Annotated in this window: 20 protein-coding genes; all 20 read right to left on the bottom strand. The window is 41.6% G+C overall.

The window, feature by feature from the left end; translation table 11 throughout:
- Nucleotides 1-21: 21 nt before the first annotated feature.
- The 20 genes from pseG to RTJ53_RS11440 all read right to left on the bottom strand — a co-directional run bounded on the left by pseG (nt 22) and on the right by RTJ53_RS11440 (nt 24,497).
- Nucleotides 22-1,680, bottom strand: a complete 1,659-nt coding sequence (gene pseG, locus RTJ53_RS11535; protein ID WP_312277044.1) for a UDP-2,4-diacetamido-2,4,6-trideoxy-beta-L-altropyranose hydrolase — start codon at nt 1,678-1,680, stop codon at nt 22-24.
- Nucleotides 1,677-2,351: a pseudaminic acid cytidylyltransferase gene (gene pseF / locus RTJ53_RS11530; protein ID WP_312277043.1), complete on the bottom strand. Its 675-nt coding sequence runs from the start codon at nt 2,349-2,351 to the stop codon at nt 1,677-1,679. Before pseF ends, pseG begins: the two co-directional genes overlap by 4 nt.
- Entirely contained in the window at nt 2,351-3,517 is a 1,167-nt protein-coding gene (pseC, locus tag RTJ53_RS11525; RefSeq protein ID WP_312277042.1) for a UDP-4-amino-4,6-dideoxy-N-acetyl-beta-L-altrosamine transaminase, read from the bottom strand. Before pseC ends, pseF begins: the two co-directional genes overlap by 1 nt.
- A gap of 56 nt (nt 3,518-3,573) precedes the next feature.
- Nucleotides 3,574-4,572 (bottom strand): UDP-N-acetylglucosamine 4,6-dehydratase (inverting), encoded by a 999-nt coding sequence (pseB, locus tag RTJ53_RS11520; protein ID WP_309596665.1) that lies wholly within the window; start codon nt 4,570-4,572, stop codon nt 3,574-3,576.
- 39 nt (nt 4,573-4,611) lie between these two features.
- Nucleotides 4,612-5,877 carry an exopolysaccharide biosynthesis polyprenyl glycosylphosphotransferase gene (locus RTJ53_RS11515; RefSeq protein WP_312277041.1) on the bottom strand — a complete coding sequence of 422 codons (1,266 nt, stop codon included), beginning with the start codon at nt 5,875-5,877 and terminating at the stop codon, nt 4,612-4,614.
- Nucleotides 5,877-7,676 carry a PglL family O-oligosaccharyltransferase gene (locus tag RTJ53_RS11510; protein WP_312277040.1) on the bottom strand — a complete coding sequence of 600 codons (1,800 nt, stop codon included), beginning with the start codon at nt 7,674-7,676 and terminating at the stop codon, nt 5,877-5,879. The genes RTJ53_RS11515 and RTJ53_RS11510 overlap by 1 nt, the downstream gene beginning before the upstream one ends.
- A gap of 74 nt (nt 7,677-7,750) precedes the next feature.
- On the bottom strand, nt 7,751-9,511 hold the full coding sequence (locus tag RTJ53_RS11505) for an O-antigen ligase family protein (protein WP_312277039.1): 1,761 nt from the start codon (nt 9,509-9,511) through the stop codon (nt 7,751-7,753).
- A 59-nt stretch (nt 9,512-9,570) separates the two neighbouring features.
- Nucleotides 9,571-10,002 carry a pilin gene (locus tag RTJ53_RS11500; RefSeq protein WP_312277038.1) on the bottom strand — a complete coding sequence of 144 codons (432 nt, stop codon included), beginning with the start codon at nt 10,000-10,002 and terminating at the stop codon, nt 9,571-9,573.
- 77 nt (nt 10,003-10,079) lie between these two features.
- Nucleotides 10,080-10,505 (bottom strand): pilin, encoded by a 426-nt coding sequence (locus tag RTJ53_RS11495; protein ID WP_312277037.1) that lies wholly within the window; start codon nt 10,503-10,505, stop codon nt 10,080-10,082.
- 382 nt (nt 10,506-10,887) lie between these two features.
- A complete protein-coding gene (locus RTJ53_RS11490; protein WP_312277036.1) occupies nt 10,888-11,361 on the bottom strand; it encodes a type IV pilin protein in 474 nt (157 codons plus the stop codon).
- On the bottom strand, nt 11,355-11,891 hold the full coding sequence (locus RTJ53_RS11485; RefSeq protein ID WP_312277035.1) for a type IV pilin protein: 537 nt from the start codon (nt 11,889-11,891) through the stop codon (nt 11,355-11,357). The genes RTJ53_RS11490 and RTJ53_RS11485 overlap by 7 nt, the downstream gene beginning before the upstream one ends.
- A 1-nt stretch (nt 11,892) precedes the next feature.
- Nucleotides 11,893-16,065 carry a pilus assembly protein gene (locus RTJ53_RS11480; protein ID WP_312277034.1) on the bottom strand — a complete coding sequence of 1,391 codons (4,173 nt, stop codon included), beginning with the start codon at nt 16,063-16,065 and terminating at the stop codon, nt 11,893-11,895.
- A gap of 80 nt (nt 16,066-16,145) precedes the next feature.
- On the bottom strand, nt 16,146-16,946 hold the full coding sequence (locus tag RTJ53_RS11475) for a hypothetical protein (protein ID WP_128681322.1): 801 nt from the start codon (nt 16,944-16,946) through the stop codon (nt 16,146-16,148).
- Nucleotides 16,943-17,971: a PilW family protein gene (locus tag RTJ53_RS11470; protein WP_312277033.1), complete on the bottom strand. Its 1,029-nt coding sequence runs from the start codon at nt 17,969-17,971 to the stop codon at nt 16,943-16,945. Before RTJ53_RS11470 ends, RTJ53_RS11475 begins: the two co-directional genes overlap by 4 nt.
- Nucleotide 17,972: 1 nt before the next feature.
- Nucleotides 17,973-18,614 carry a type IV pilus modification protein PilV gene (pilV, locus tag RTJ53_RS11465; protein ID WP_312277032.1) on the bottom strand — a complete coding sequence of 214 codons (642 nt, stop codon included), beginning with the start codon at nt 18,612-18,614 and terminating at the stop codon, nt 17,973-17,975.
- Nucleotides 18,611-19,171: a prepilin-type N-terminal cleavage/methylation domain-containing protein gene (locus tag RTJ53_RS11460; protein ID WP_312277031.1), complete on the bottom strand. Its 561-nt coding sequence runs from the start codon at nt 19,169-19,171 to the stop codon at nt 18,611-18,613. The genes pilV and RTJ53_RS11460 overlap by 4 nt, the downstream gene beginning before the upstream one ends.
- Nucleotides 19,172-19,497: 326 nt before the next feature.
- Nucleotides 19,498-20,241: a ComF family protein gene (locus tag RTJ53_RS11455; RefSeq protein WP_312277030.1), complete on the bottom strand. Its 744-nt coding sequence runs from the start codon at nt 20,239-20,241 to the stop codon at nt 19,498-19,500.
- An 8-nt stretch (nt 20,242-20,249) separates the two neighbouring features.
- A complete protein-coding gene (locus RTJ53_RS11450; protein WP_312277029.1) occupies nt 20,250-21,527 on the bottom strand; it encodes a phospholipase A in 1,278 nt (425 codons plus the stop codon).
- A 155-nt stretch (nt 21,528-21,682) separates the two neighbouring features.
- Nucleotides 21,683-22,264, bottom strand: coding sequence for a DUF3465 domain-containing protein (locus RTJ53_RS11445; protein WP_312277028.1), 582 nt, complete (start codon nt 22,262-22,264; stop codon nt 21,683-21,685).
- A 76-nt stretch (nt 22,265-22,340) separates the two neighbouring features.
- The gene (locus RTJ53_RS11440) at nt 22,341-24,497 is read right to left on the bottom strand and encodes a cytochrome c biogenesis protein CcdA (protein ID WP_312277027.1); all 2,157 of its coding nucleotides are present in this window, start codon (nt 24,495-24,497) and stop codon (nt 22,341-22,343) included.
- Nucleotides 24,498-24,629 lie beyond the last annotated feature (132 nt).

Below are 24,629 nucleotides of genomic sequence, written 5' to 3'. Positions count from 1 at the left end.
ATACCCCACTCAGACCCACCCCTAAAATAAAAAATCTTGCGATTTTAATTCAAACTCAACCACATCATACACTTTTTCACCCACACCAAAATGCTGTTGTAACACGCCTGTTTCGCTAAATCCCAATTTACGATGCAACGCCAGTGACGCAGTATTATATGCCAGCACTTGCGCGGTGATTTTACCAATGTCTGTGGTGTTGAAAATGTGTGCAATCGCCAAAACCCCCAACGCAAAACCAAGCCCCTCCCCTTTTGCGCTATTAGGGGATAAATAAAACCCCCAACTGGCACTCTTGTCATTGGCGCGGTTGTCATTGGCGGTATTTTTTGCAGCATTTAAGGTTTGGTATTTATCTACCGTCATTTGGGTAACATTGACTAACCCCATCGGCTCACCAGCAACTTCAAAAATCAGCAAATGCACATTGGCATGGTCAAGCTGTTTGCGATACCACTTTTCATGGTCAGCGAGGGCAATTTCATCTTGCCCAAACATCCACTGGCGCACGTCGATGTGATTACGCCATTGCCAAATCATCTGGGTATCGGCTTGGGTCGCTTGTCGCAGTTGGCAATGTTGAAATTTTTGGACAAATTCAATCCAGTGCGCGACGCGTTTTGCCCCATGCCCATCGACCAACTTGGCAGATTGACGACTGAATTTTTTATAATGGTCGGTTAGTTCGCTCAACAAGCGGGGCAGTTGCTCATCCAATGTAGCCATGTCAGTTACCACTTTGACCAGGTTTTTATCCGCCAACGCTTTGGCAATCACCTGTTGGTTATCGGCAAGCACAATTAGCACCATCGGCAAGCCCAAACAACAGCGCTCCCAGGTGGTGCTGCCTGCAGCCCCAATCGCAAGATCAGCATTTGCCATCAATTGCGCCATATTAGTCACATTGACAAGAACAGCACACACAAAACTTGCGTGTTTGGCAAACCTTTGCACACTTTCGATATGCGGTGCGGTTTTGCCCATGACGACAGTCACGTTAAACGCTTGCGCAGATTGTTGGAAAAAGGTATTGAGACTTTGCAAAATCTTGAGTGTGACATTATCGTTATCGACACCGCCAAGATTGACCAATATATTGTTGGGCGGCTGTACGCTTTTACGTCTGCTTAGGCTCATCGCTCGCCAGCTGGCAAACTCATCACGTAATAGTGTATAACGTGTACCTAATAGTCGCTGGCAATGACTTGGCACAAGCGGTTGATAATCTTCGTTTTTTCGCCCAAAATTTTGGTCGAGCAAAATCTCACAGTCGTGCGTTCGGTCGGCTAAATCGTCAATGGCTAAAATTTTAAGGTTTGGCAAAAGTCGTTTGGCTTGCTGCTCCCAGTTTTCGCCAATTGCATAATGGTCGATAATCAGCCAATCTGGCTTTGACGCCTGCAAGATGGGTTTACACTCGGCAAAATCATCGCTTTCACTGACGCCAAGCCATTCGCTATGGGCATGCTGTTTGATAAAATCTGCAGGCTCGCCTTTGGCTAACAGCTGCACCGCAAAACCTTTTTGCCCAATCAAATCCGCCAAATGCCCGTCATGCTGACGACAAACAAACGTGATGTCATGCCCTTGCTGTTTTAACCCGTCAGCGAGCGTGAGGCAACGCATAATATGACCGCTACCAATCGTTAAACTTGCATCTGCTCGGACCACGATCTTCATGCTCGCTCCAATTGCGCTTGGTACAGGCGCTCAGCAAATCGCCAATCATTTTCATCATCAATATCCACCACGCTGTATTTTGGCAACACATAGCCTAGCGCATGATTATGGATTTTATCCTCGCCGAGCCATGCTTCACGACTGCCCCAATAAAACTGACCTGCGTCAAAATACGCCTGCGGCAAATCTTGGGTTCTGGTGAGCTCATGTTGGCTAAACATGCTCGATACTTCACCGGTATCGCTTAACTTCAGTGAGCGTAAGACATTGGATTCAAATTCTAAGACCGGAAAACAATACAAACTGTTGGATGACTGCCAGCGCTCAAAACTGTCGGTTAAATACTGCGGTTTTAAAAAAGGCGTACAGGGGTATAGACAGCAGATATGGCTAGCTTTTGGCACGTGCTGCAGCACCTGCCGAATCACCACAGCGGTAGTGGCATAATCATCGGCAAGCGCGGCAGGTCTTCGGCTGACAGTGGCACCATGGTGTTGAGCGATATCGGCAATAGCGCTATCATCAGTAGAGACGATAGTCTGCTCAAACAATTGGCTGTTTTTTGCCGTTTCAATGGCACGAGCCAACATGGGTTTGCCACAAAAATCTTTGATGTTTTTGCGGGGAATGCGTTTACTCCCCCCACGCGCAGGGATGATACAGACGTTCATTACGCTAATGCCTGATAAATTGCATTGACCACTTGCGCTTGCGCGGCTTCACTTAGGTCATAATACAATGGCAAACTAATCGCTTGTGCATAGTAGCTCTCGGCATAGGGAAAATCGCCTTGTCTAAAGCCCAACTTGGCATAATACGGCTGGGTATGCACTGGAATATAATGCACATTCACCCCGATATTTTGCGCCCGCAAACTGTCAAACACTTGCTTACGCGTTTTGCCACTGTCTGCTGTTAGTTGAATGGGATATAAATGAAACCCTGAATAATTAGCAGGATTGCGATAAGGCAACATAATCGGCAAATCTTTTAATAATTCATCATAACGCTTGGCAAGCTGGTGACGGCGAGTGACAAAGTCATCCAAATAGTTCATTTGACTCAAACCCAATGCACCTTGCAATTCGGTCATGCGATAGTTAAAGCCCAAATCAATTTGCTGATAATACCAACCACCGTCAGGTTCATGGGTCATTAGATTGGCATCACGGGTGATACCATGACTACGGAGTAACTGCATTTTTTCCGCCAATGCCGGATCATTCGTTGTTGCCAGTCCACCTTCTGCGGTGGTAATGATTTTGACAGGGTGAAAGCTAAACACGGTAATGTCGCTAAACTCACAATTGCCGATTGGTTGCTTGTGATATTTGCCACCAATTGCATGTGAGGCGTCCTCAATCACCTTAAAGCCATATTGCTGTGATAGCGCATGAATGGCGACCATATCACAGGGCTCACCGGTGAAATGTACGGGAATGACTATTTTTGGCAAGCGGTTTTCAGCATCGGCAAGCTGTAATTTTTCTTCCAAGGCGGTGATAGACATATTGAGCGTTAGCGGATCAATATCCACAAAGTCAATTTTAGCACCACAGTACAATCCACAGTTAGCGGATGCGGTAAAGGTAATCGGCGTCGTCCACAGCCAGTCATCTTTACCCAGACCCAATGCCAAACAAGCGATATGCAGTGCTGACGTGGCACTATTCACCGCCACGCCAAACTTCGCCCCCGTATAGGTAGCGACTCGTTCTTCAAACGCCGGTACGTGACTACCTTGGGTCAAAAAATCAGACTGTAGCACGGCAACCACTGCATCAATATCAGTTTGGGTGATATGCTGACGACCATAAGGGATAAATTGATTTGCCATAATATTTGCCCAAGGGGGGTTGGTTATTGAGTGGGTTTGTTATGAAGGGTTAGCGATTAAATTTTACCAATTTTTGCTTTGTTGGTTTCAATCCATTCTTGGAGTTGCTCAGTTGTCATCCACTCACTGTTATTATCACTGGCGTACACGAAGCCTTCTGGTACCTTAACACCATCTTTGATACGCTCAGGCGTCTCATCCCAGCCATTAATCGCAGGCAAGATTTTAAAATGTTCGGGATATTCATAGGTGTGAAAAGAATCTTCAGCACTAATCATTTGCTCATGCAGTTTCTCGCCAGGACGAATACCAATGATTTTTTGCTCAGCAGTGGCAGAAACGGCAGTTGCCAAATCTGGCATGGTCATGGAGGGAATTTTTTTGACATAAATTTCACCGCCCACCATGTCGTCAAATGCATGCCAAACCAGCTCCACGCCTTGCTCAAGCGAAATCATAAAACGGGTCATACGTGGGTCTGTGATGGTCAGCACACCACTGTCTTTAATTGATAGAAAATACGGAATCACCGAGCCACGACTCCCCATGACATTGCCATAACGTACCACCGAAAAGCGTGTGCCGTGCTCCCCTGAATAGGCGTTGCCTGCGACAAACAGTTTGTCCGATGCCAATTTGGTCGCGCCATACAGATTCACTGGACTAGATGCTTTGTCAGTCGATAAGGCAACGACTTTTTTCACCCCTTTATCAATACAGGCATCAATTAAATTCATTGCCCCGTTGATATTGGTTTTGACACACTCAAACGGATTATATTCGGCAGTGGGCACGATTTTGGTTGCTGCCGCATGCACCACATAATCTACCCCATCAAGCGCTCGATATAGACGGTCTTTATCACGTACATCACCGATAAAAAAACGTACACGGGGGTCGCCTTGATACAGTTTTGCCATTTCCCACTGTTTCATCTCATCCCGCGAGAGGATAATCAATTTTTTGGGATTATATTTTTCAAGCGTCATCGGCACAAAGGTATGCCCAAATGAGCCTGTCCCGCCTGTCACTAAAATGGTTGAATTGGTTAACATAGTGCACTACCTATTATGGCTAAAGTTATTTGTCGCAGTTTATCTAGCCCCAAAACCTGTCAGCATAGTTTGAATGGTTTTGAGCACAATCAAGATATCTAATGCAAAAGAAATATGTTTAATATAATAAAAATCGTACTGTACTTTAAGCGCTGTCTCATCGGTATCACTGGCATAGCCTTGTGTGACCTGCGCCCATCCAGAAATACCGGGTTTGACGATATGTCGATAATTATAAAAAGGGATGGTTTTTTCAAAGGTTTTGACAAAACTTAGCTGTTCAGGTCTCGGTCCAATCAGGCTCATATCGCCTTTGAGCACATTCAAAAATTGCGGCAACTCATCTATACGGGTTTTACGAATAAACTTACCGACTTTAGTCACACGCGGGTCATTTTGTTGCGCCAGTTTTGCCCCGTTTTTTTCTGAGTCAAAGCGCATACTGCGAAATTTATAGATTTTAAACAATTTACCGCCTTGCCCGACCCGTTCTTGGACAAATATGGCCTTACCGGGACTTTCCAACCGTATCGCAATGACAGTGACCACCGCAATCAACAATACCAAGGGTAAGACCAATAAAATCGCTATAATATCAATCAGTTGTTTAAACCATAAATAGGTTTGCGATGGCAACAGCGAGCCCAACTCGTTTTCATACAAATGATGAATCGGCAGACGACCCGTTAAAGACTCATACACTTGGCGATTATTATACACCGGTCTGCCCTGTAACGTTTGCTCGGTTAAAAATCGCTGCCAGTCTTCATCGAGCGCAGGCGATGACAGGTCTGCTACTATCGCTTGGACTTTTTTGCATTGTATGGCATCCAAGTGCGGTTTTTCGAGGCGTAACCAACGGATTTGAAAAATCGCTTCAAAGTTTTGACAATGCCCCAGTGGAATATACGCCATATAAGGTTGGTGCGCTTTTTGCTCCAGCAAAAACGATAAAAAGAAAAACACCACCCCGATAACGCCCGATAAGCCAAAGTAATATAGCGAATACGGCAACCGAAAAACGATAATCACCATGCCTAGCAGCATCATTACCAACAATAAGGTTGGCAACACAAAGCTGATGGAGCGTTGCCCTGGAAACTGGGTGAGTTTGCGCAAACCAAGGGTCACTAGCAAGACACCCAACGTGGCTAACACCATACTATTAAACTCAGTAATCAGCCAGCGCCCCTGCAAGAAGCGCATTCGCCACATCAGCAACGCCGGCAACACCACCACAACCAACCAGCCCACAATGAGTCGGAACGCGAGATTTTGCCATACTAAAAAAATTACCCGCTGCATTATGGTTTGAGTCCTGTTTTTTTAGGATTGGCATCACGCCATTGTTGAAACTCACGGTATAAAGCTGCAAATGTCGCAGGATCTTGTTTGGCAAGATTGCCCAAGTCAGTATCCACATTGTCACAATCCGACAAATTTTTTACCATGACACAAGCCGCTTCGATATGTTTTAATGCCGCTTGCTGGTCACCTTTATAGGCTAAGAACTGTGCATAAGCTAATATATTATACTGGGAAGAATCAGTATTTAGCACCTCTTCAAAGATGGCTTCTTTTAAGCTTGCCTGATGACGATTAATCGGCACTTGCATGGCAAGGATGCGGTCATGATAAGCGCTAAAGCCAAACACCTCATTTTGGTAGTCAATTCCTTTGTCTTGGTTTAGATGATTGGTATGCTTGATAAAGCGATTATAATCTAAATAATTGAGATGAAAATATTGCCAAATATAGTAGCCTGATAGCATTGCCAAACCCAGCATGACCACTGACAGGGCTTTTGTTAGTTTTCTTTGCCACACAAGTTGCCATTTGGTCTGTTCAATCAACGCCAAAAATAGTGCAAACACTGCGAGATAACGAAAATACCATAAAGGGTATTCTACACTGGCATACAAAATACTGGCGATGACAAACGCCAGTGCAATCCCGCTTTCTCTGCTATGGCGAAGATGAATCGCCCGCACCAGCACCCAAACAATCGGCACAAAACACAGCGCACCTAACACACCCAGCTCCGCCAAAATCATGGTAGCAAAATTATGGGAATGGTCGGCAATCTCTGGCCATTTAAAATATTGGGCATAATCAACGCTTGCGCCCATGTAGTTATTCCACCCGACCCCTGTGAGTACATGGTCATGAAATATCATCATGGCGCGTTCGCTCATCGCCGAGCGGTTCCCCTGCCCGCCCGCCATACGGCTCACCGCCCCAAGCTGATTGGCGCTGCTATAATTGCTAATCCAGCTTGCGCCCATATAATACAGTACAAAAACAATAAGACCAAAAACGCTAGCCGATAATTTGCTTTTCCACGCTATCGGCTGGCTCAAAAAGAAAATGGGAATCACCGCCAACATCATCACTAGACCCGCCCGACTTTGGGTCAAGGCAAGCCCGATGGTAAATATCACAAACAATAGCATCAAGCCAAACCGCGCATATTGTCGGTATCGACCCATCAGCCACTGCGGCGTACTTAACTTTTCTTGAAACGACTGCTGCAGTTGATAAATCACCCCACACAGCGCCAACACAAACGCGTAGCCTGCGTGATTGGCTTGTCCAAAGTTGCCATCATAGCGTCCGCCATTGGCATTACCACGGGCAATCACCCAACCTTTATAATCAATCTGATAGCCTTGGGTTTGCATCATTTGAATCATAAAGGTGATGATTGCCATGAGATATACCGCAATAAACAGGCGATTGAGTAAATGCGCTTTATTGTCAATGTTTGTCCCAACGACCGCGGTCAATGCCACCACTAGCAAGCTTATCACGGGGAATATCAGCGCATCAGGGTAAGCGATATGATTGAATAGTGGCTGACATACAAGTAATAGGGCTAGCAGCAACCAAGTAAGCACAGATTTGCTCAATTTTGTAATCGGGTTTTGCCAAAAAAAAGCCGCGATTGCCAAACTCACAAACCCAAATGCTGTGGCATTGACGACAAAATCTCTACCGAGTGGCGAGTGCCAAGGCATCAGATAGGTCAAAATGGCTAACCCCATCAATAGGGTAAATAGACGGATATCTTGGGTGAGCGTTTGGTTTGATGTCGATAGTAGCATGGTGTTTTTCGTGGGCTTTAAACGCAAAAATGCTAAACGGGGTAGTTTAGCATTTCATTGATTAGAAGGATAGATTATTGTACTTTTTGCCACATGATTAAATTATTAATATAATTCTGGGCATTAGGTGGATTGACCTCTTTAATTGCTGATAAAGTTTTACTACAATTGCTTGGCAGATTCTGAGTAATATTATCTGTACGCTCGCGTTGACAAAGCGCTTTATAAAGAATTTCTGATGCATTCTTTTGACCAGCATATGCCAGCAACGTAGCTTGTTTTTCCAACATATAATCGAATCCATAAGCTTTAATAACATTATCGCCAAATTTTACCTGATTATTAATTTTGTTTAAATCAGGTGCCATAAGTAGGTAGTATAAGCTCTCCTTGTACTTATTGTATCCGAATACGTTACTTAATTCCCCGAAAGCTTCTAGTCTCTTATTATAAGGTTTATCACTTTGTATGACTTCTTCATATACTTTTAAATAATCATCATATTTTTTGATGTAAAACCCACAAAAAAATATCGTTATTATTAAAATTATAGAAAAGAATTTATTCACTACAACAATCTTTGCTTTAATAGGTTTATCTAATAGAGCAATAAAGAAAGCGGATAAAAATAAAAACCTAGCATACCATAATGGATACTCACTCAAAGAATATAAACCTACAATGGCTAAAATAACAAAACTAAGAGTTTGATAGCCATTTAGCCGACTGGTGAAAAATCTATTAGCATTTCTAGTAATAATAGCTACAAACCCTAATAAGCATAGTAAACCTAATAACCCAAACTCTGCTGCAATTTGGGCAAAGACATTATGAGCATTATCTGCATTAATGAGTAATGCAATATCTGGATGTTGTGTACCAAAATGGTTAAAACTCTCATAACCTAAACCAACAATTGGAGAACTTTGAAAAGCTAAAAATGCTTGCTTAACGAGAGTCGCTCGAATACCCAAACTACTTTCGTCTGCCATTCTTTCCAAAGAAGAAACCGCAATCAAATAATTGGCTACCAATTCACTACCTAACCAATAACCTACTGATAAACAAACGCTTGCAAGAATTAGAACCGCAAATTTAGAATTTTTATTACGCCATTGATAAAAGTAACTTCCAATAAGTGCAGCACAGACCAAAAATAAGCCAGCACGACTAACCGATAATCCAATACCCATACCAAATATCGTCAGAATTAAAGCGATTACTATGGCATAAAACTTATGATTGTTAATTTTTTTTTCATATAGATATATAAGATAAAGAAAAGTAGCAACTGCCATAGCAATTACAAAACTTGCTTGATTGGGTTGAGCAATGTTACCTGACAATCTATTGCTCATATTTGGCATAATAAAGCTACTAGGCAAAGAAGGAAAAAATAATTGTAATGCTTGTGTCATTACTAATAAAAGGCCTGTAATCGTCATTGCCATTGCTAGCAAATTAGTTGCAATGGTTTTTTCATTTTCGTTAAAATTTATAACAGCTTGACTGATAAAAAATGCTACTAATAGAACTCCTACTGGAAAAATTAAGCTATCAAAATAATGATACGCGTGCATCAGGGGCTGTAACAAAAAAATAACTATTGCAAGCAACCATATATAACTAGATAGAGCTCGATATGTAGTAGTATTGGTGAGATACCATACAAGTAATCCAATACTAATTATCATTGTAACTACTGTACCAATAAAAGCATCCAGTTTGCCTAGGCCGTAATGTTGTGGACTTAATACCCCATAACCATACATCAGTATCAAGCTGACTATAAAAGCAAGCCAACCTTTATTGCCTAGTACTTTAACAGTTTGCATAAAATCTCCTTAGCAATTTAGCGCGTTATATCATCCTACAAGCATGCTAAAAAGATAAATTATTTAACGCTTGTCGGTAACAATTCATCAGCCACAGTAGTTGTCACTTTTTTGGCAATGATACCATTATCTGTTACCTCAAAGTCGATAATCTTTCCCGTTAATTGGTCAGAAACGTTTGTAGTATTAAAAGTATATTTAATACCACAGACCAAACCACCACCCTGATAAACCTGGGTGATTTCAGCACTGCCATATTTACCAACAATTCTATCTTCTATTGAGCTTGATGAACCATTGGTAAAACATGAACTACGCTCTCGACTGGCTTGTACTCTTTGCTTTAAACTGCTTGATAATGTGATGGCTTCACTCACTTGAGCCTTGGCAATATAATGTTGGTAAGCGGGTAAAGCAATGGCTGCTAATATCCCAATAACTGCGATCACAATCATCAGCTCAATCAATGTAAAGCCTTTTTCATCAACCATCGTTTTCCCTTAGCAATAAAAAATTTAAAAAAAAACTGAAGCCATTCAGCTTCAGTTTTAATACCCATCAAATCAGATTATTTGATAGCCGTCGGAATATATTTATCTTCAACTGTAGTACCTGTGGTTTTAGATAATTTATTGCTCTCTGGATCAACAGTCATTTTCAATGTGTTTTTGTTAGCAGCAGAGATACGATCTGAAGCAGAGGCACTTACTACATAAGTAATAGTACAGTTAGGTGCTGTCGCATCAGAATCAATTCTAGCTGTACCATATTTACCTGTTATTGAGTTAGCAGAGGCATCGGTTGAAGTACAAGCGCTACGCTCACGGTTAGTAGCAATTGTGGTTTTCATACCATCAGCTAAGGTAAAAGCTTCTGACAGTTGTGATTTTGCAATATAATCTTGATAAGCTGGCAATGCAATCGCAGCCAAAATACCGATGATAGCAACAACAATCATTAATTCAATCAGGGTAAAACCTTTTTGAGCGTTCATAATGAACTCCTATTTTTGGGTGTATAAAATGGATAACATACTCATATAGTTAATTATATAGCCAGTTATCCAAGTAATTGAGTCAATCTGCAAAGTTTTGATGAGCATCACTTTGCCTTGGTAATACAATTACTGCAGTTTGTGTGCCAACTACATTCTTTAGCTAAATTAACACTAATATATCTTCTATTTGGCTACTAATTTAAAAAATTATTCAGTACATCAAGGATTATCTAAGCGCAAAGTTTTTTTAACCCCCTCAATTTATTCATTTATCCGTACGTTATTGTCAAAGGTATGACAATATTTGTCACTATTTTATGTCACCGAATATGAATGTTGTCTATATTGTCAAAAATTGTTAATTGCCTAGCTTAATAAGCTAGTTATTCCATTCTTGACCCGTACCACATAAGGTATTTCGGCATTTTACACCATCAGAATCATAAGTTAATGTGCCATCATTACTCATAAGACCGTTGGAAATTGGTATAGCCTGTATACGCCATTTAGAAGTAGTCATAGTATCTCCTGTCATTGGAGTGTTAGTTGAGCTGTCAATAATGGTTACATTATAATCTGCATTACCCAATGGATAAGTAATAGCACCAAGTACAGGAGTGACGCCTAAAACATGAGACAGAGAAATATTTGTGTATATACCTTCCACTAGTTTTCGAGCTTGGATACGCATGGCGATATTCTGTAATTCAAACATCATGTTATTACGATGTGTTTTAATCACATAAGATTGATAATTGGGATAAGCCACTGCCGCTAATATACCAATAATTGCCACCACAATCATGAGTTCAATTAGAGTAAAGCCATTACCTTTGTACTGGGTTATTACCATGATGAACTTCCTGTACCGCAGTTGCCATCTTTAAAAATTTTTATGGCCGTAATTGAGCTATCCAGCGACTCACATTGGATTCCTCGACTAGAAAAACCAATATAAGGATACCCACTGAGTAACGGAGTAGCCAATATGACATAGTTGGTTGCTACACTAGCATTTGCAAACGTTGACTCGCTTAAATTCGAACCAGATCCTAGTATTGTCACCATTTTGATATCATACTTTGCACTACCTGTATTAGGATAGTGAAACGTCATGTTATCTGAATCAAACGTTTGTGATTGGGAGGCAAACCCGGCATAATTCAATTGCCTTGCTCGCCATTTGTTGAGTTCATTTGACTGCATCATGATGATAGACTTTACTTTTTGAATATCATTTTTTTTGATAAAATGCTGATAAGATGGTACAGCAATCGCTGCCAAAATGGCTATTGTCATCACTGTAATCATCAACTCAATCAAAGTAAAACCTTTTGAATTAATCATAGTCTTCTTAGCTGTAGCTAGATGTACTTTTCTCACGCTACTTTTCCCACCATTCTCGTGGATTCATTACTCTGTCACGATTAACACCATCTGAATTGATAGTATTAATAGTAATAGTACTGGGTTTATTAAAGGTCGATTTATCACAATCTGTACCCGTACAGTTAAGTTGTAATACCCCAAATAATGAGCCACCCACGTCAGGCTTAGACTGAGTGATAATATTATCGATAATACCAGCACCTGCTAATGCTGCTGAACGCTTGGTGTAATCTGTCGAAGTTGTACCATTCGCAGCAGTTGTAGTGTTATAACCAGATGCGCCGCAGTTGCCAAAAGGTAGACACATCAGCATACGTTGAGTGGCGCCTTGTACCGTGGCAGAACAACCCTCTGCAATTAAATTGACATTTGGGTTATATACTGACACAAATAGCAAGCCATTTTGAGCATCAGGCTCATTAAGCATTTTCATACCTTGATATTTTGTGCTATCAGTTTCTAATACATTACTCATAGCCGCACTAGCGCCTGTACCATTGACTTTGTACCACTGCTCAAATGGATAATACCAACCATGTTTGAATGTTGTATCTGTCACACCTTTCATCATATTGGTTTTGATAGTTGCATCGCTAGCCGTAAAAGTTACCTTAGCCAGATTGGCTACAGTTAAATCCTTGGTCACAAGCGCTTGACTCAAATAAGGATCTGAAGTAGCAGTGCCTTTACACTCAGCATCGGTCTTATAACAGAACAAATCTTTCTTACCCGCCTCTCTATCCATAAAACTATAGATGGCATCTGGGATATTGGTATCACGTTTATCAGAAACTGGTAAACTACGATTACCTGTACCCACAGTAATTTGTGCTATGGGTGAACCTTCTACAACTTCATCAGTTACTGTAAATAATGGACGTTCATAAAACCTTGGGGCAACATCTGAACCACCTTTTTGATTACTCACATCTAACAGTTTGACTAAGCGATCAACACGGAAATTATCCGTATCTTTGTTGTTATTAATATCAGCTCGCCACACTCTGCCGCCTAAGTCAGCAAAATAAATAAAATCTGTATAGCCGTCATAGTTACGGTCAACGGTACGTATTTCAGTGACAATACTATTGGTCAAATCACTGTGTTCAGTTTTTTGTAAGGTGACGGAAGTAGGACGTGCAGCTGTTGTTGTGCCATTTTTTGATGCTGCATAACTTGCCCACCATAACAGCTTACCTTTATCTGATGTGATATCTATAGTTACTTTTTTGGTTGTACTGTCTTCTTTTTCTTCCCCTACTCGTACCATATAGACTGCATTACCTTGTGCAAGATTTGATGAATCTGCAGCAAAGTTTGCAGTCTCATAACGAGTGTCATAGCCACCAGGTAAGAAATTCACCATGACTTTTTTACCCCCTGACCGCACAAAACCCACACTAGGTTTACCCCATGTCTGACCCATTCTGCTAAAGGCTGCTTGGTCACCAGTAGTACCGTAAGTACCATTTTGCATTCCTTTAAGTGTGCTATCATCGGTACCATCTGATTTTTTGGGATACTGACCTGCTTGCAATGTGGCATAATTTGAACCCACTGAGTACACCATATTAGGCATTGTTGGACTCGTAATATCTAGATTATAGTAAGATGAACCACCCATGCGTAAACCGCCTGAGGCAAAGACTTGTTTAGCGGCATAGCTATTTGTAGTGACAGCGCTAGTACCTGTCCCTGTAGTGTTACTGGTGATATTATAGGTTGTATACACATTCCAAGGTGCATCGACTCCATAGGGTAGCTTCGAGTCAGTAGTTTTACCACTTTTTATTAGAGCACCTGATTGTAAATCGAGAATTTCTTTCGGAATAAAGGTAAACTGCTCTTTACCTGTACTATCGTCTATTAGGTGTAATGCACCATCCATTGAACCGTACAATACACTGTCTTTACGTGTTGTAGCATTAAATTTACCATTGGTATCCAAATCGATGCCATAGGTGACTAATTGTGGAAGCGAATGAATCACCCCACCAATATTTTTTGGTGTTTTGGTTGGCGTACCAGTTAATACCGTCGTATCGTCCATATCTGTTAAGGTTTGAGCAGGAAATCCTGTGAACACTAGTATATTGTTCAAGATACCTGTAATTTCTCTTAATCTTACAGTATCTGTGCCTGTAGCAGGCGCTACCAAGTCCGTACGTAGCACAGGCTTAAGGGCGGTAAAACCAACAGGCTTATTATTACTTGCGTTGACTTTGATATTGGTGAGTGTATCATTGACATTGACCCAAAGATTTCTATCATTACCTGATTTCTCAAACACTTGCTGAAATGCACCGCCGACCTGCGGTAATGCTTTATCAGGGCGCTGGGCATCTGCCCTTGTAGCGTCACTAATGGTATTCCAGATATCATAGGTAGAAGTAGAAAATTTTCCTGTAAGGTCATCAAAGACTTTGGTCGTGCCTGCTTCATCTGAAGTCACTGTGCTATTGCGGATAAAATATTTTTTTAGGTTGCCATCCCATAGATCAGTAACGCCTGGTCTGGGGTCTAAAATAGGCGTATAGGCATAACCACGGGATTGCTGAGTATTAAGTGCATCCAATGGTACTGACATCGTACCGGTGGATATCGCTGGGATTTCTTTATTGCCTACGCCTGCGATAAAAGATTTAATACTATTGGCTAGTTGCTCCGGGGTCTCTACATAATAAAAGCCGCCTTCACCAAATCCTTCACCTTTTCTACCTAATCTACAGAGATTACTTGCATCTGGATTGGTACTATCACAAGTTGTTTTACCAGCTAAGGATTCAAATACTTTACCAAATCCTGCTGTTCCTGTAATAATTTCTCTGCCAATCGGATTATTAGTACTTCGCAATTTCTGGGCAAATAAACCCATACATTTCCAACCACTGACACCCCTAGCTTGATTAGAGTCAGAATAGCCGCTTGTCAACCCAGAATCACATGAAGCGTTTGTACCAACTGAAAGTTTTGTATTCGCCGGATTAGCAACTGGGCTTACTTTATCCAATGCTATGTTCATCAAATCAGTCGCTGAAGTACCTTGAACATTATTTGGTTCACCATCCGTTAAGAAATAGATACCATTACCTGCACATTGTTGCTCACTAGCAGACGTGGGTGGGGTAAGTGGTGAAATATAATTGTTCCCGCTTACAGCACTGGAATTTGCTTTGCTGAATCCTGAATATGGATTTGCACTTAGTAAATCCATAGCAGTAGTAATATAATATTTTTGTCCACCTTTAATATCATCTACAGAGTCATAATTGCCGACATATTTTGGAATATCTATATTTGCAAAGGTTACCTTAGTTTGCACTCTGTCATAAGCTTTACAGGCTAAAATATAATTACTATCTACAGTGGTAGCATTCGTATTGCACTTATATACATCATATACTTTCTTCCCATTTTTTTTTCCATTACGTATATAGTAACCAATTTCTTGAGACACCAGTGCATTGACATGCCTGTTAGTACTAGTTCCTAACATATAGGCTCCTACTTCAGCATAGGCGTGTGCACTTGGCGTATTGGTTTCAGCTTTTAATCCGGCTACAATTTTTAGCATTTCAGTACGATTAGCGAGTGTAAACTCGTAAGCAGGATAACTAATCTTGCCACCCCCTGTTGAACCATTCGTATAGAAGAAGTTTGCTAATCCAATTTTATATCTAGTAAAATCAACTCCGTTACCAAAGGCTGTTTTAGGATTCGCAATCAGTGGCATCAATGCTAATTTTAATCTCGAAATACGGTCATAATAAGTTTTTCCACCGATAGTACAACTATTAACAGAATAATTAACAGCAGTCGGGGAAATGGTCGTATTAGCAGCACCATCATCATTATAGATAGCCTGTGGTAATTGACTAGTAGATATATAATCTATCATGTTATTTTTTGAACAATAGGCATTGTCATTATCATCGTAATCAATCGAGATTCCTTCAGAAGCATAGTCAACTTCTATACTTCTCTCATCCATACTTCCCGAGTTATCAAACACTAGCATCACTGTTGCACCACCTTGAGAGGCGGCTTTATACAGCTCAATATCACTAGCATGAGTAGTTACGTTTGTAACCATCAAGCTACCAATAGCAAGTGGCAACAGTTTGAAACTCATATTTGAACAGTAATTTTTGTTGTATGCTTGTTCCATTTTCAGCTACCTCGGTGATATTTCACCTTAATATTTATTGATACACGTATTTAAGATTAATAATTTTAAATAAAAAATTTTTAACTCAGACAGCTTACACCTACAGGTTCGTGTTTATAACTTTGCATTTGAATATTATGGGGTACACCCAAATCCGTTAGACACTTGTCAATATTGTCAATTTTTTGCTTTAAACATCCTGCCACTGTATCTGTACCTGTAGATGTACTACTACCTAAGCTGACATTTGAACTAGTATAACTAGGAACAAGTGATACAGAATAACCATTAAAATAAACACAAGGTGACTCTTGAGTGCTTGAATTAGTGGCCAAATCATTACTTTCATCGCTTCTAGCATGTCCTGATAACGGTACGACATCTTTTGCCTGTGCTAATTTGACAAAAGTCATTTGCGTCATTACACGACCTTCATTGACGTAATCATTCGGGTTTGTGGGGTCACAAAACCCTCGATTTGCACCTTCCAATATATTCCCTGCATTGTTTTTTTGAGTGATTTTATCAAGTCTAAATAAAGCACTCTCTCGTGGACGTACACAGAACACTGTCTCTGCATTAAAAGTATCTTCACCGGCTCGTGAGATATACCCTTGTAATGTATCAAGTCCGTTTCTAGTAGAGGAAGTGGAAGCCACTCGCAATCTATCTTCTTTTTCAACTTTGCCAAAAGCATCATCATTGGCTTGAAACATCAACTGAGAAATTTGCGAGGCTGTGGCCACCTGCAAATCTGTTGTACTTTTTCTTAGTACAATAATTCCAAGAATAGATATTAGTAGCAAGACAATTAAGACAATGATGAGTGCTACACCGGCTTGAGATTTAGGATAGCCTTTTAGCAAATACTGTTGGTTCATTGTACAGTCCCTCTGGCATTTCTTAGAAAGACAGTTGTCTCCAAAACTCTTCTCATTTTTCCATCATCTTTGGAGGTATCATTTAACTTTATATTGGTCTTGTCCAAAACTGTAAATGATGGATCTTTTGATGCGGTAACTGAGCCATCTGAACGTACTAAAAGCCCTATTTGAACATTCACAATTCTTCGATTATTCAATGTTGGAAAAGGGTCTGCATTTACAGTTGTGATAGGCGTTGGGATGGGCATATATGTCAGGTTATATGTGCTTGGATTCGTTGAAAAGTTTTTACTATCACTAATGCCTAATAACACCCTAAAATAATCCACATTAGGTATGATGATTTCACCATTACCAGCAAGGTTACTTGTGCCAGCAGTGCCATCAGGTTTTGTATAAGTATCTATATTTATTTGATTTGTTTGAGCTGTTGTTTCATTATAAGTATAGATCGCCGAGGCACAAGCCAACCCACCATCCCGCACAAAATATCGCTCAATAACGTAATCATCTTTCATCACATTGCGACTTTGGCAATCCACTTGATTATCACTTGACACTTTATACTGGATGGTCAACTGGTCACTTGAAAGCGCTGTAGAGCCAAATTTGACATTACTGCCACTTAAGGAAGATGCCGATCTTGTCAAAAGCGTATCAGATATCTGTTGATTGCTTTTTGATAAGCCGCGCAGATTACTAGCTACAGTTTCCCCTGCAACTGTATTGCCAAATACAGTTAAATTGTCTGGTGCTGTCAATACAATGCCGCCTTGTGGCGTTCGATGATTTAAAAAGAAGCTTTGTGATGATAAAATACCATAGTTAGCTTTACGAATTTGCTTGGTTAGATAATCGAGACCAAAAGTGTTGGTATCTACAATTTTAGATCCTGCACTTTGTATGTTTGAAGATAATGAGTTGGTGTAAAGTATTTGCAATGCTGCTGCAGATACTAATAGTCCTAAAATAAGTGATATCATTAACTCTATGAGCGTGAAACCCTGTTGCAACCTTTTCATATTAATTAATCTCCAAAAACATACAGGTTGCTTTGGGATGATATTTACCACCCGTTTTAATATTCGTGGTGTCGGAAGAATCTCTTGGGGTTAGGCAATCCATTGTACCCTTATCGTTTGCAATATTTGGATCTTTGACTGGATTATTATCTGTGCCGATTGTTGGGGTTGTGTTTCCCCAAGCAGTAATCAGACAGTAGGAATACATAACATTAGTAGAAGCTGTCGTTCCTCCTCCGCCTGTACTGGGGCATGGCTGCAAATCCATCTGTAGACCTGTCGATGTGAGTTGGGTTTTTAGTTTCCATACCTCAGCATTGGCTATGTCTGTTGCTGTGCACGTCGTACTACCTACGCAAAGATTTGAAGGCTGCGTAAACGTATCATTAGCACCAGCCGCTTTGTTCATATCAGCGTAGACTTTATTGAGTGCATCTTGGTAAGTAGCAATCGCTGAAGGATTGGCACGGATTTTTTCAGCAAGCGACCTCATCATCAATAGTGTCTGCGATCTATCAACCGACTCAGAAGTAGATTTGATAGACTGCATTTGCATGGCACTAAAACCCAAAATTGCCACTGCCAAGATCAACAGAGACACTAATACCTCAATGAGTCCTACACCATATTGATGGTATCTCATGAGCAGCTCCCACTTTTACTACTTTTGATACTATTACTTGCATCTATTTCCACTAAATATTGTGGATTACCCGATCCCACACAGATATAAAACCCCGTCGTAGCTAGTGCATCATTTGTATCTTTCCCCATGCGAGTAGAAGTTACAGTTTGACCTTGATAGGACTTTTTAGTGGGGGTAAAACTAACAGCCAACAGCGTACTTGGTATCGGTGTGATTGACACTTCTGCCTCAAAATTATAAATAGCATATGGGGTAGCTGTAGCAACATTTTCTCCCACATAAAAACTCTTAAAATTCTTGACATTATTTGTGTTTGTCAAAACAATTTTCGTATTTTTTTGACTAATGATTGCTTGGACCTGAGTATCTCTAAGGGCAGACTCAATAATACTTACTGCTTTCCTAGCTTTAGCTTGCTGAATCTGTCGCTGCATACTAGGCGCTGCCATCGCGACAATGATCGCCATAATCGCAATGGTAATGACAAGCTCAATCAGCGTAAAACCTTGTTCACGATTTTGGTTACGATGATACTGTCTATTCAAAACTTCCATCACGATACCCACCCATACCCCTTGATAAACGACCTATCATACCATGTTTGCTAGCACAAACAATTCTAACATTAAAGCAAAAAACATACCTATTATCTCAGTGTTTTTGTTAATTGTCATACCTAAAACTTACTATCCATAGTTTACCTCAGCCATTTATCGTTGCTAAGCGAATTAGGACGAAAGGGCGCTCAAGTATTATCAAATCATTTTTAGCTTAGGATTTTAAAGCATCTTGCCAATAACCCACTGGTAGCCCGCCTTTATTTGCAAGCTTTAACGATAGGGCGATGCAACTTTGGTCGCAAAACACTCACAAGCAGAATCTAATGCAAAACCTTACCATGCAAGATTGAATACGCATGAATATGGGAAGATAGGTGATAATTTGTTAGTAAATTAGCCAACTCAGACAGGGTGGCGCCTGTCGTCACCACATCATCAAATAAAATCAAATTTTTGCTAGGGGGCATATTTGTCAGAGAAAACGCATCTTTGATATTATCTAACCGCTCCTCTCGGCTTAGACCCTGCTGGTGAGGTCGGTCGAGTCGCTGCATATCCGTAAAAAGAGGGATTTGCCAGTGAAAGCTTAGATAAGCGGTTAAAATGGCGAGCGGATCGAAGCCGCGTTGCCTAATGCGCTGTAAACTTGTTGGCACTTTAACGATTAACGAATTTTTGGCATGGCATCCTTGAGGCGGCTTAAGCTGGCGGATGGCGTGTACCAAAACGGGCAGATGATGTAACTGCTGCCCATTTTTGTACCCAAGCATGATTTGATTGAGGGGATATTGATAGTAGCCGCTGGCTACGCCACGCAGTGACGTTTGCTTTAGTTGCAAAGTAAAAAATGACGCTGACCATTCAAACTGGTTATGGCATGGCTGACAAAGAAATTGTTGTCGATTGAACCAATGGTCATGGTGACGCGGTGCTAAGTTATCAAAGCCTGCTGCAGCGCAATCATTGATGCCACATAATTGGCAACGGTGATGAACTTTCGCTTGATATACCAACGCCATGGCAAAGGGCAATCGCCACCAAGGCAAGGGGGCTACGATTGCCATAAACGTAGTTAAAGCCCTTTAAAATCATTAAACATGATACCAATACCGACATTGGTGCTCTTATGATTATAGTCTTGGATGTTTTCACCATAGCCATGGAATACTTGTAAAATCGCTTTCATACCGCCTGTCAATGGATAAGCATAATCCACCTGTATAGCGCCTTTATTGGTACTTGGATTATAACGCATCACACCACCCACCGTGCTTTGGTCATTGAGCGGATACAACCAACGCACATCGCCATAGCCCATGTAATCCCCAATATCTGGGTTATCCGAGTCTTTACTGTTTTCATTTACGATTAGCCATAGTCTTGGAATCACGGTGAGTTTGCCCCACTCTGTTCCTGCCATCGCATAGATACGATTCCAAGAACGTGATAACGGGTCTGACTGTCCATTTGATTCATGCACTAGCCCCGCGCCTAACAGTCTTAATGACCCATTCCCAGGCAGATTACCCTTGATAGGCTGTGTCAAAAATATCTCTGGCTGGTAATCTGAACTGCGAAAGGGTCTTGAGCTTTTACCGTTGTACACTTGCCAATAAGACTGCTGAGTATAGCCAAGCCACACATCGGCATTGGTATCGAACACATCTTGGGCAAGCTTGGTTTTCATTGAAATTTGCAGCTTGCTATCTAGATGCTGCAAATAATCTTTCGATGCGCGAACATGATCTTGGGTGGGTGAATAGATGTCATAGTTTGGCGTCGCGTTATACCAAAGCGGCATGACATACATGGGCAAATGTGGACGTATCGTCAGTATCCCTTTGGGATCATTTTTATCCAAGTCATATAACACACTCAGTGGCGTATATTTTTCCACATCCGCTGCGGTAACCCCCACTTGCTTTAAGATTGTTTTGTCTTGCTTGTTGGGCACCAAATGATCTAATTTTTTTTGCTCGTTTTTGGTTATCGTCGTGGTTGTGGTAGTGACGGTTGCCGTTTGATCCACGGCTAACACTGGCACCGCTTTACCTTCTTTGAGACTCACTTCCAAGGTTTTAGCAATATCAAGGGGCGCCTTGGCTTCAGGTTCGATTTTACCAACGCTTATCTTGTCAAAACAAGCTAAACGCGCGACATTATCAGTGATTTTTGAACAGGTTAGCAGCGTTTGTTGGTCGACAGAAATAACAGTTGTTTTTATTAAAGTTTTTGCTGAAGCTCTTGTTGAGGATTTTGTTGAAGTTTTTGCGTGTGCCGTTGCTGTAACTGTTAGTGTGGCTAGTATGGCAAGCGATAAAGAGGTACGGTAAAGCGTAAGTTGTGACATAGGTTGACCTTCTTACAAAAATATCGTTCATGATAGCAAAAATTGATGACAAATAGTTAACAAATGCATAATAATTTTTAACAGTAAAGTAAAGTTCCAATCAACTATTAGCTCGTCAATTATTGGTATTTCTATTGGTGCTTGTATGGATAATTCTATTGATACTGCTGGCCTTTATACTCAAGCCAACCGTCTTGATGACGGCTAGCGGAGTCACGGTGTGTCCAATGTACAACGCCACCTTTGTCGTTATAAATATATTCACCATAAAAGCGAATGGGATTTTTGGCTTGGATACCCTCGATGCGCGGTGCCAAATCAATATTATGGGCAATTAACACCGTGATGTTTGGATAGTTATCAATTTTGACCAAAAATTTTTGATGGCCGCTACCCTCATTATCGTCTTTTAGCACTTTAATCACCGTACCACATCCTAATACCTGGCGTTTAACGCTAGGATTTTTGGCTTGATAAGCTTGATTAATGGCGGCGTTGTTGCATTGAAGGTTTGTTACCTGACGTTTTTTGTCAGTATAACTTGCTGAATTTTTAGCCGTCTGTTGATTAGACTTTGAGCCTGCTAACGGCGAATTTGGGCTTGCTAACTGGCTATTTCCGCTTTGATCTTGGCTTGGCTGTTGTTCAGCATTGCCTGCGTGGGAACACCCAGTGACAAAAATCAGCACCCCCAAAGTTAAGGGGATGGCTATAGACTTTGCTAAGTGATAGTTCAATTTTTATTTAACCCTAATGGTTGGATGAGTCAGTGAATCATTTGACTGAGTTTTCTTTAACTGAGTTTAATTGGACTTAATTTAATTGGGACAAGACTTGCTCAAAATCAGGGCGTTTGACCTCACCGTTTTGTCTTGCTACCAGTTGACCGTTTTGGTAATACAACAATACAGGCGGACCGAACACGGCTAATTTTTTATAGATTGCTTGGCTATCCGGCGTATTGTCAGTCACATCAAGTTTGACAACTTGCCAGCTGGCTAAACTTTGCGGGGGGTTGGCAAAAAGTGTTCTATCCATGATACGACATTCAATGCACCATTCTGCGGTCACATCGACGACTAGCTTTGGGTATTGCGCAAGCAAGGGTTCAAGCTGTGACAGTTTGGTGATTGTAATCGTATGGGTGGTCTTCGTTGTGGTTAATGCCGATTGCGCTGAAGTATTCATAAGCTTATTAAGCGGCTGCCAACTATCTTGACTACCTGAGGCAGTGCCTATCACCAGACACGCTGACCAGAGGCATGCTAGCAATGCTAGTGCTTGAGTGAGTAGTTGACCTTTTTTGCCGTGCCAGCGCCACAGCCATAAGCCAATCACAGCAAACCACAGCGCCCATAGCATCAGCATCCAGCTTGATAGCCATATACGCTCTATCATCAATAAAGCGACGCCAAATAACAGCAAACCAAAGCTGGTTTTGACCCAGTTCATCCACTCGCCTGCTTTGGGCATAAAATTACCTTGAGTGGCGCCCAGTAAAATGAGCGGTGTGGATAGCCCAAGCCCCAATAAAAACAATGCGGCAAAACCCATTACAGGATCACCCAGCGCTGCCACGCCTGCCAACGCGCCTGCAAGGGGTGCCGACACACAAGGTGAGACAACCAGTGCAGAAAACAAGCCCGTCAAATAACTGCCACTTAGGCTACCAAGTCGATTTTCCCCAATTTGGCTGATTTTTTGGAACTTAACACGCAGCGCATGCGGTAATTGCCAGCGAATGACATCCAACATGTACAGTCCAAGCAGGATAAATAACCCTGCAAAAATTAGCAAAATGACAGGGTTTTGTAGCCAGTTTAGTATACCCAAAGATTGCCCAAATAACGCAACCACTGCGCCCAAAATGCCATAACTAGTCGCAACACCCAAACCATAACTGCCCGTGAGTAACAACCCTTTTTTAGCAGATGGACGATGTTGGCGGGCAACGATATTGGCTACAATCGGCAGCATGGGTAACACACAAGGGGTAAAAGCTAACCCCAATCCCGCTAAAAACAATAGCAATAATGCAACACCGCTATGTTTGGTCAATCCAAAAATATCTTGATTGCTAGCGCTACCCGTCAAACTCGTTGCCACCGCCGCCGATGAAGCCGCAGGTTCAGTCATGACAGTTGTTTGGGCAGGTTGAGACGATGCCATAGATACGACAGGGTCGGATGCGGTTAACTGCGCTGTGGTTAAGACATCGGTGGCTGTGGTTGATGCGAATTGCTGCGCCGCTGCGGCTGTATTGCCACTGGACAGCGCTTGTTTGGCAGACGGTGGGCTAGTTGCCTCATCGACGGTTTTAGCAGGGGGCAAGCTAGCAGATTGTTGAGTCGTTATCGGGGCGGCATCATTGTTCGTTGCCACAGTATTGGTGACTTTGGCTTGAGCCGTTTTTGACGTCATTGCATCCGATTTTTTTGCGCCATTTTTGGTGGAAGCCGCCAATTGGGTGATGACAAATTTGGTCTTTTCAGGGGGATAGCAAAGCCCTACTTTGGCACAGCCCTGCCATTTGACCATAGCAGGTTGCGAGGTGATTGCTTTATCCGCGCTCAACGTGGTTGTGGCAGTAAAGGGTTGTTCAAACACAGGCACCCGACCAAAATCCGGGTCATCCACATAGGTCGGTGCTGCACTAAATTGTAATGGCGTCGCTGTTACCCCATCAGGCAATTGTAAGGTTAATTTATCCCGATACGCATAATAGCCTGGTTTGACATCCACATGAATGGTCACTACTTGCCCTTTTTGCTCAGTATAGACTTTAAAAGCCTCATGCACCGGTAACGGCTTGTCTTTGGCGGTCAAGCTGGGATTGTCATTACCGCCAAAAACCTCGCTTAAACTAATCGCTTGGGCGCTTGGCATAGTGAGGCTAGTGACAGCCAGTAGCGTGCCAAGCAAAGAGACATGACGACTCACGGTTCGAAAACGACACAGGGGCGTAGGCATAGGGGATATATTTTTCAAAGACAACTTCTCATACGTTTTAAATTCATACGTTTCAAATTTATACGTTTTAAAACACGTAACCGAAGTTACGCACCGCTAATAGCCTTAAGCTGGGCAAAAGCCGACTGATTA

Source organism: Moraxella sp. CTOTU46711 (assembly GCF_031975715.1).
Lineage (GTDB): Bacteria > Pseudomonadota > Gammaproteobacteria > Pseudomonadales > Moraxellaceae > Faucicola.
This window is presented reverse-complemented; position numbering and strand designations above follow the sequence as displayed.

What these genes read in the sequence shown, in the direction of transcription:
- RTJ53_RS11450 (WP_312277029.1), bottom strand. Translation starts at nt 21,527, where the DNA reads ATGTCACAACTTACGCTTTACCGTACCTCTTTATCGCTTGCCATACTA.
- RTJ53_RS11495 (WP_312277037.1), bottom strand. Translation starts at nt 10,505, where the DNA reads ATGAACGCTCAAAAAGGTTTTACCCTGATTGAATTAATGATTGTTGTT.
- RTJ53_RS11475 (WP_128681322.1), bottom strand. Translation starts at nt 16,946, where the DNA reads ATGAACCAACAGTATTTGCTAAAAGGCTATCCTAAATCTCAAGCCGGT.
- RTJ53_RS11500 (WP_312277038.1), bottom strand. Translation starts at nt 10,002, where the DNA reads ATGGTTGATGAAAAAGGCTTTACATTGATTGAGCTGATGATTGTGATC.
- pseB (WP_309596665.1), bottom strand. Translation starts at nt 4,572, where the DNA reads ATGTTAACCAATTCAACCATTTTAGTGACAGGCGGGACAGGCTCATTT.
- RTJ53_RS11440 (WP_312277027.1), bottom strand. Translation starts at nt 24,497, where the DNA reads ATGCCTACGCCCCTGTGTCGTTTTCGAACCGTGAGTCGTCATGTCTCT.
- RTJ53_RS11455 (WP_312277030.1), bottom strand. Translation starts at nt 20,241, where the DNA reads ATGGCAATCGTAGCCCCCTTGCCTTGGTGGCGATTGCCCTTTGCCATG.
- RTJ53_RS11505 (WP_312277039.1), bottom strand. Translation starts at nt 9,511, where the DNA reads ATGCAAACTGTTAAAGTACTAGGCAATAAAGGTTGGCTTGCTTTTATA.
- pseC (WP_312277042.1), bottom strand. Translation starts at nt 3,517, where the DNA reads ATGGCAAATCAATTTATCCCTTATGGTCGTCAGCATATCACCCAAACT.
- RTJ53_RS11515 (WP_312277041.1), bottom strand. Translation starts at nt 5,877, where the DNA reads ATGCAGCGGGTAATTTTTTTAGTATGGCAAAATCTCGCGTTCCGACTC.
- pseG (WP_312277044.1), bottom strand. Translation starts at nt 1,680, where the DNA reads ATGAAGATCGTGGTCCGAGCAGATGCAAGTTTAACGATTGGTAGCGGT.
- pseF (WP_312277043.1), bottom strand. Translation starts at nt 2,351, where the DNA reads ATGAACGTCTGTATCATCCCTGCGCGTGGGGGGAGTAAACGCATTCCC.
- RTJ53_RS11470 (WP_312277033.1), bottom strand. Translation starts at nt 17,971, where the DNA reads ATGAAAAGGTTGCAACAGGGTTTCACGCTCATAGAGTTAATGATATCA.
- pilV (WP_312277032.1), bottom strand. Translation starts at nt 18,614, where the DNA reads ATGAGATACCATCAATATGGTGTAGGACTCATTGAGGTATTAGTGTCT.
- RTJ53_RS11460 (WP_312277031.1), bottom strand. Translation starts at nt 19,171, where the DNA reads ATGGAAGTTTTGAATAGACAGTATCATCGTAACCAAAATCGTGAACAA.
- RTJ53_RS11490 (WP_312277036.1), bottom strand. Translation starts at nt 11,361, where the DNA reads ATGGTAATAACCCAGTACAAAGGTAATGGCTTTACTCTAATTGAACTC.
- RTJ53_RS11510 (WP_312277040.1), bottom strand. Translation starts at nt 7,676, where the DNA reads ATGCTACTATCGACATCAAACCAAACGCTCACCCAAGATATCCGTCTA.
- RTJ53_RS11480 (WP_312277034.1), bottom strand. Translation starts at nt 16,065, where the DNA reads ATGGAACAAGCATACAACAAAAATTACTGTTCAAATATGAGTTTCAAA.